At 62.8% G+C, this 6,353-nt stretch carries 7 protein-coding genes; 2 read left to right on the top strand and 5 right to left on the bottom strand.

Going from position 1 to position 6,353, the window contains the following annotated elements; translation table 11 throughout:
- Positions 1-270 precede the first annotated feature (270 nt).
- From AB4Z20_RS09110 to AB4Z20_RS09095, 4 genes are all read right to left on the bottom strand, one after another.
- A complete protein-coding gene (locus tag AB4Z20_RS09110) occupies positions 271-651 on the bottom strand; it encodes a RidA family protein (RefSeq protein ID WP_253476167.1) in 381 nt (126 codons plus the stop codon).
- Between the two features lie 74 nt (positions 652-725).
- Positions 726-1,604 (bottom strand): NmrA family NAD(P)-binding protein, encoded by an 879-nt coding sequence (locus tag AB4Z20_RS09105; RefSeq protein ID WP_442089766.1) that lies wholly within the window; start codon positions 1,602-1,604, stop codon positions 726-728.
- A gap of 17 nt (positions 1,605-1,621) precedes the next feature.
- Positions 1,622-2,305, bottom strand: coding sequence for an SOS response-associated peptidase family protein (locus AB4Z20_RS09100; protein ID WP_320388975.1), 684 nt, complete (start codon positions 2,303-2,305; stop codon positions 1,622-1,624).
- A 289-nt stretch (positions 2,306-2,594) separates the two neighbouring features.
- Complete coding sequence (locus AB4Z20_RS09095) at positions 2,595-3,548, bottom strand: LysR family transcriptional regulator (RefSeq protein ID WP_442089765.1); 954 nt, start codon at positions 3,546-3,548, stop codon at positions 2,595-2,597.
- A gap of 100 nt (positions 3,549-3,648) precedes the next feature.
- Here AB4Z20_RS09095 and AB4Z20_RS09090 point away from each other — a divergent pair, with 100 nt between their 5' ends.
- Positions 3,649-4,512, top strand: coding sequence for an aldo/keto reductase family oxidoreductase (locus tag AB4Z20_RS09090; RefSeq protein ID WP_320388974.1), 864 nt, complete (start codon positions 3,649-3,651; stop codon positions 4,510-4,512).
- On the opposite strand, the gene AB4Z20_RS09085 is transcribed toward AB4Z20_RS09090, so the two are convergent.
- Entirely contained in the window at positions 4,509-5,291 is a 783-nt protein-coding gene (locus tag AB4Z20_RS09085) for an MBL fold metallo-hydrolase (RefSeq protein WP_442089763.1), read from the bottom strand. The genes AB4Z20_RS09090 and AB4Z20_RS09085 overlap by 4 nt on opposite strands.
- Before the next feature lie 91 nt (positions 5,292-5,382).
- On the opposite strand from AB4Z20_RS09085, the gene AB4Z20_RS09080 reads away from it, so the two are divergent.
- Entirely contained in the window at positions 5,383-6,351 is a 969-nt protein-coding gene (locus AB4Z20_RS09080; RefSeq protein ID WP_442089762.1) for a GlxA family transcriptional regulator, read from the top strand.
- The last annotated feature ends 2 nt before the right edge of the window (positions 6,352-6,353 follow it).

Below are 6,353 nucleotides of genomic sequence, written 5' to 3'. Positions count from 1 at the left end.
CTTGATCTTGATCTTGATCTTGATCTTGATCTTGATCTTGATCTTGATCTTGATCTTGATCTTGATCTTGATCTTGATCTTGATCTTGATCTTGATCTTGATCTTGATCTTGATCTTGATCTTGATCTTGATCTTTCGCTTGAGACTCAACTGTCTGGGACAAGATCGCAGCCTCGTTGCACTCGTCAGCTCCTACAGGCGCAGTCCAGCGGGAGCAAGCTCCCTCGCCACAAAAAGCAGTGCAGCGCTACAAAAGTGCAGTGTGCCCGCTCAGCCCTTCGCCGCCATCGCCGTCACTTCCACTTTCATCCCTTCAACCGCCAGCGACGCCACGCCCACGGCGGCGCGAACCGGCCAGGGTTTTGCGAAGAAGCGTTTGTAGACCTCGTTGAAAGCGGCGCGGTCAGCCATGTCGGTCAGGTAGATGGTCAGGTGCAGGACCCGGTCCATGGAACTGCCGGCGCCCTCCAGGGCAGTCTTGAGGGCTTGCAGCGTGCATTCGCTCTGCAGCGTGATGTCACCCAGTTCCAGGCTGCCGTCGGCGTGGGTGGGGATTTGCGTGGAAACCAGCAGGCCGCCGAAACCGGCGACGTCGGAGGAAATGGAGTCCGCATCCGAATCTGGAATAAACGTGATATCTGGGTTGCTCATGCAAAGCCTCATGCTGGAAAAGAAAAAGGACCGCCGCAGTTTACCGTCCATTGCCGCGCCGTTCCTGCATTCCTTTATCCGTGCGCTCCCAGCCCGTTGTTTTGCACCAGCGCCTGGATGTAGGCCTCAAGCGTCATAGTGCCGTGCAAGGCGTTGTCGCCCACGTCGAAGCCGCTGTCGAGGCTGACGGCGCTCATGCGTGTATAGGATTGCGCCGCAGCGGGACTGAAGCCGAGGCTCTGGAAGGTGTTTTCCCATTGATCCCTGGGGATCACTTGTACCTCGACCGGCCGGCCGAGCGCCTGGGAAAATGCCTGGGCCACATCGTTGGGCGAGTACAGGCGAGGCCCCTGCACGTTACGCACGCCAATGTCGTCAACCGAGGATAGCAACCGCGCGGCCGCCACTTCGCCCAGGTCCCGGGGCGCAACCATGGGAAAGGCCAGGTCGGCGGGAAACAGCGTCGGTAACTTGCCGGTCTCGCGCACGGTATCGAGCAGGCTGTCCCAGTTGCTCATGTAATAAGCGCCGCGATTGATCGCTGCCGGGATCGACTGGTTGCGCAGCCCGTCTTCCAACTCCCACAAGACGCTGAGATCGCCGATACGCTCGCCGGGCTGGGCGCCGGCTGTGGATTGCACGACGATTTTCTCAAGGCCCGATCCGTCGAGGGCGGCCAGGATGTTGGCCACCGTGCGCCGTTCCACCGCATCGGTATCGGTACTGGGATCCGCCGACGGGTTGAGAATGAACGCCCTGCGCCCGAGCCGAAACGCGGCGCGCAACGATTCGACGTTTTCAGCATCCGCTTCGACGATTTGAGCGCCCCTGGCGTGCCATTCGGTGGCGTGGGTGGCGTTGCGGGTCATGACAATCACGGCATGCCCTGGCGCCAGCAAGGCTCGGGCCGTGGCCGAGCCAACGTGGCCAGTGGCGCCCATGATCACGTACATGGCTTTATCTCCCTAAGTCAAAGTCCGCCCTGGGCCGGACGTTGGGTTGTCATTGCCGGTTCAAGGTGCGGTTGCGCGCCGTTCAGGCGTGCGGCCAGCTGTTGTGCCTGTTCCCATCCCAGCGCGGGCTCCAGCCAGTCGAGCGCATCTTCGGCACCGAAGGCCAGTACCCGCTGCTGCTGGTTGGCGATGTCGCCATACGTCACCAGGGCCAGGCCGTCACAGCCAAACGGGGTCTCGCTGGCCTGGGCCAGGGCGGCCAGGAAGATCGGGGCCGACTGCCGGGCGGTCGTGTAGGTGAGACGTTGCGCCTGGGAGGGCGAGGCGGGGGCTTGCGACTCATACCAACCCTCCACGGCGACCAGTACGCGGCCTTCGTGCTTGATGGGGTCGAAGACCTTGGAACGCATCACCAGATGCAAGGGCAGATGGGTCAGCGGCGGCATCGTTCCGACTGACCAGATCGGCGACCAACCCCAGCGAACCTTGATGCACTCCAAGTGCCCGCCGCGACGACGAATGGCGCTGACCTGCATGTTTGGCTTGATCAGGCTCTGGCGGTCCAGGACCTTGGGCGGCGTTGTCACGTACAGGTCCAAGGGCGTCACGCTAGCACCGAAACGGCTGCCGAGCGTGTCTCGCTGGGCGAAATACGCCAGGGAGTCTTTTGAAGAAACGTGTTGAACAAGACCGTCACACATAACGAAAACTCCCGGCAGTGAAACGCAAGGCATTCTTGATGTACCCGCCGTTCAAGCCGTGACGGTCGAAGCGCGTCATCGTGGCTTTCAGCGGTGTCATGTAGGTCCGAGCCGTGGCGAATGGCTTGGTTCGAAAATCCTTGCGGCGGGGAGACGAGTGGGCAATGGGGTGAATGCACTACCGCTATCGCGAGCAGGCTCGCTCCCACAATGGATTTGTGGTGGGTCAGGATTTTCAGCTACGCCGCCGAACCCTTGTGGGAGCGAGCTTGCTCGCGATAGCGGTGTATCAATTTGCAGTTAGGTTGGCTGTGCTGACGCCTTCGCGAGCAAGCTCGCTCCCACACTGTTGTGCATTGATGAAATCCACAAAAGCCCTCAACGGCGATGGCAAGTAGCGGCGGCCGGGGTAGTAGAGGAACGGCCCGGTAAAGCGCTGCCACCAGGGTTCGAGTACCGGTTCGAGGGCGCCGCTGTCCAGGTGGGGCCGCAACCAGTCCTCGAACAGATGGACAATGCCCAGCCCATCCACCGCAGCCTGTACTGCCAGGTCCATTGCGCCGCCGATGCGCACGATCAACGGGCCGCTCGGGTCGACGCTCATCGTTTCGCCGTCACGTTCATATTCCCACAGGGGCAGGGCGCCGCTGGGAAACTTGCCCGTCAGGCAGGCATGCCCAAGCAGGTCCCGTGGATGTTCGGGCCGGCCCCTGGCATCGAGGTACGCGGGTGAAGCGGCGGTCGCGAAGCGCTGGAACCGTGGGCCGATGGGGATGGCGATCATGTCCTGCTCCAGGCGCTCGTCGTAGCGAATGCCGGCGTCACAGCCGGCCGCGAGCATGTCGACGAAGCTCTCTTCGGTGACCACTTCCAGGCGGATGTCGGGATAGCTTTTCAGGAACGGCGTGATGATCGCCGGCAACACCAGGCGGGCCGCGCTGACCGGCACGTTCAGCCTGAGGGTGCCCGAAGGCCGGTCGCGAAAGTCGTTGACCACGTCCATCGCCGCCTCGACCTCGCCCAGGGCCGGGACGATGCGTTCCATCAACCGGGCACCGGCCTCGGTCGGTACCACGCTGCGGGTGGTGCGGTTGAGCAGGCGTACGCCGAGCCGGCTTTCCATTCGGCGTACGGCATCGCTGAGGCTTGAGGCAGACTTGCCGCTCAGCCGCGCGCCTTCACGAAAGCCCTTCGCATTGACCACGGACACAAAGGCCAGCAAGTCTTGAATATCCGTCGCCATTGTTCTCTCCGCCGTACAACCCGTGCTGATTGCACCTGATTATCAAGGGAATGGTCAACGCCTATAGTCGGCTCACTTACATTGATCCGAGGGCGACGAGATGAACATTGCAGGCAAGGCAGGCAGCTTCTTACTGGGCGATCGCACGGTCAATCGCATGGGCTACGGCGCGATGCAGTTGGCGGGGCCCCAGGTCTTCGGACCGCCCAAAGATCCGGCGGCCGCCGTCGCCGTGCTGCGCGAAGCATTGGCGAGCGGGGTCAATCACATCGACACCGCCGATTTCTACGGGCCCCATGTCACCAACCAGCTGATCCGCGAAGCGCTGCACCCTTACGCCCAGGATCTGGTCATCGTCACCAAGGTCGGCGCCGTTCGTGGTGCCGACGCGTCCTGGAACCCGGCCCACAGCCCCGCCGAGTTGACCCGTGCGGTCCACGACAATCTGCGCAACCTTGGGGTGGAGGTATTGGACGTGGTCAACCTTAGGGTGTGGGGCGACCTGCATTCGCCCACCGAAGACTCCATCGAAGAGTCGTTCACGACACTGGCCGAGCTGCAGCGCCAAGGCCTCATCCGTCACCTGGGCCTGAGCAACGTCACGGCCGCGCAGGTCAAGCAGGCCCAAGGCATTGCCCAGGTGGTTTGCGTGCAGAACCACTACAACCTGACCCATCGCGACGACGAACACCTCATTGCCAACCTGGGCCGGCAGGGCATCGCCTACGTGCCGTTCTTCCCACTGGGCGGCTTCACACCGCTGCAATCGGACACCCTTTCCAGCGTGGCGGCGCGTTTGCAGGCCTCACCGCTGTGCGTGGCCCTGGCGTGGTTGCTGCAACGTGCGCCGAATATCCTGCTGATTCCCGGTACGTCGTCGTTGGCGCACCTGCGGGAAAACCTCACTGCGAGTGAACTGAAGATCCCTGCGCCGATGCTGGCCGAGCTGGACGCATTGGCCTAGGCCGCCCGAAAGACCAACGTCTGGCCATCCTCCGGTATCAACAGCCGGCCTGCGACGCCGGCCAGCGCGGCGGCTTCGGCAAGGGCCTTGCGTGTCGTCGGGCAGTGGCTGATCGCTTCCAGGTGATTGGCCACCACGGTCCCGCGAGACAGGCGAGTGAATTCCAGTGTCTCGTCGATGCCCATGATGATGTCGCCGCCGAGATCGAACCGTGCCCCGCCTGCCGGAACTACGCTGACCTGCGGTTGGTGGCGCAAGACGAATTCGCAGACGGTGGGGGTGAGTACGGTATCGCCGGTGAGGTAGACGCTCGGTTCGTCGGGCAGCTCGATCAGGTAGCCGACGCCATGCTCCATCAGCTTGCCCACCAGACCCAGCCCATGGGTGCATCGAACGGAGCGAATAGTGCCGCCCAGGAATGGGTTGGGTTGGTCATGCGCCTTGGCCAGTGGTTGGACATTCAGGCCACGCTTGGTGAGGTAGGGGGCGTCATGGGGTGTGCAGATGACCGGGATCTGTTTTTCCCTCAGCCACTGCTTGGCTGCGCGATCCAGATGGTCGAAATGGCCTTTCTGACAGTGGGTGATTAAGCAATGGGTGACTGTATCGAGGGCCTGCGCTGTCGAGGCCGCAAGCGCCACCAGTGGATTACGCTGCGTGGCACCAAACAGTCGGAGCGGCGGCAGCGTGCCCTTGCCAGCCAGCATCGGGTCGACGAGCACGCGATACGGGCCGAATTCAAGAATGATCGTGGCGTTACGGATCTGCTGGATGTTCATGACGCGTTCCTGTTGAGCGAGCGCTTCATGGTGCCGACTCGGTCCGGTGTGCATAATGGCCGGATCTGACATCTTTGATTCGTTTCAGGCCATGACCAACAAACTTCGCATCGGTTTGCTCCTGTTTCCCGGCTGCATGCCCGCCGGCCTGTTCGCGTTCGCCGATCTGCTGCATGCCGCCAACCGCAGAGGAGGGCGGGCGCTGTTCGAGGCCCGCTACATCGCGTTGCAGGCCGGGCCGGTGGTGTGTGCCCATGGCGTGACCCTGCAGGCGGAAGCGGTGTTGGGCAGCGCGGGTTTGGATGCCGTTCTGGTTCCTGGCTTCTGGGCCGAATCGGCCGAGCAGGTGAATGCGCTGTTGGCTGAACAGACAGCCCTCGTGAGCGCGCTGTCCAAGCATGCCCGATCGCTTCAGCTCTGGTCCTATTGCACCGGTGTCTGCCTGCTGGCCGCCGCCGGCCGATTGGACGGGCAGGGCGCGACGGTGACCTGGTGGCTGGCGCAAGCGATGCAGCAGCAGTATCGAAAAGTCCATTGGCAAAGCGAGCAGAACTGCGTGTTCAACGAGCGCACGGCGACGGCGTCCGGGGTGAACGGCTACCTGCCCATCGCCGAAAAACTCATCGAACGCAGCGTCAGCAGTGACGTGTTGCGCGACATTACCCGGCTCATGGTGCTGCCGCGCCCGGCCATTCCCCATGCGGCGTTCCAGGGGGCGGCCCTGATCGAGCAACCCAGCGGATGGCTGCGACAGTTGCACGGCTTGATCGAACAGATGCCGGCTGAGCGGATCACCGTCCAGGCACTGGCGAGCCAGTTGGCGGTGTCCGAGCGCACCTTGGCGCGCAAGGTCAGCCGTGAAACGGGTGAGACTGTCGCGGCCTACGCCCGACGCATCAAGTTGAACCAGGTCAGCGAACGCCTGACGTTGACGGCGCTGCCCCTCGCCAGCATCGGCGCCGAGCTGGGTTTCAGCAGCAGCTCCAACTTGCAACGGATGTTCAAGGCACTGACCGGGCTGACGCCGGTGGCGTACCGGCGCAAGTTCGGGCGTGTGTGACG

This window comes from Pseudomonas sp. KB_12, assembly GCF_052114545.1.
Classification (GTDB): domain Bacteria; phylum Pseudomonadota; class Gammaproteobacteria; order Pseudomonadales; family Pseudomonadaceae; genus Aquipseudomonas; species Aquipseudomonas brassicacearum.
This window is presented reverse-complemented; position numbering and strand designations above follow the sequence as displayed.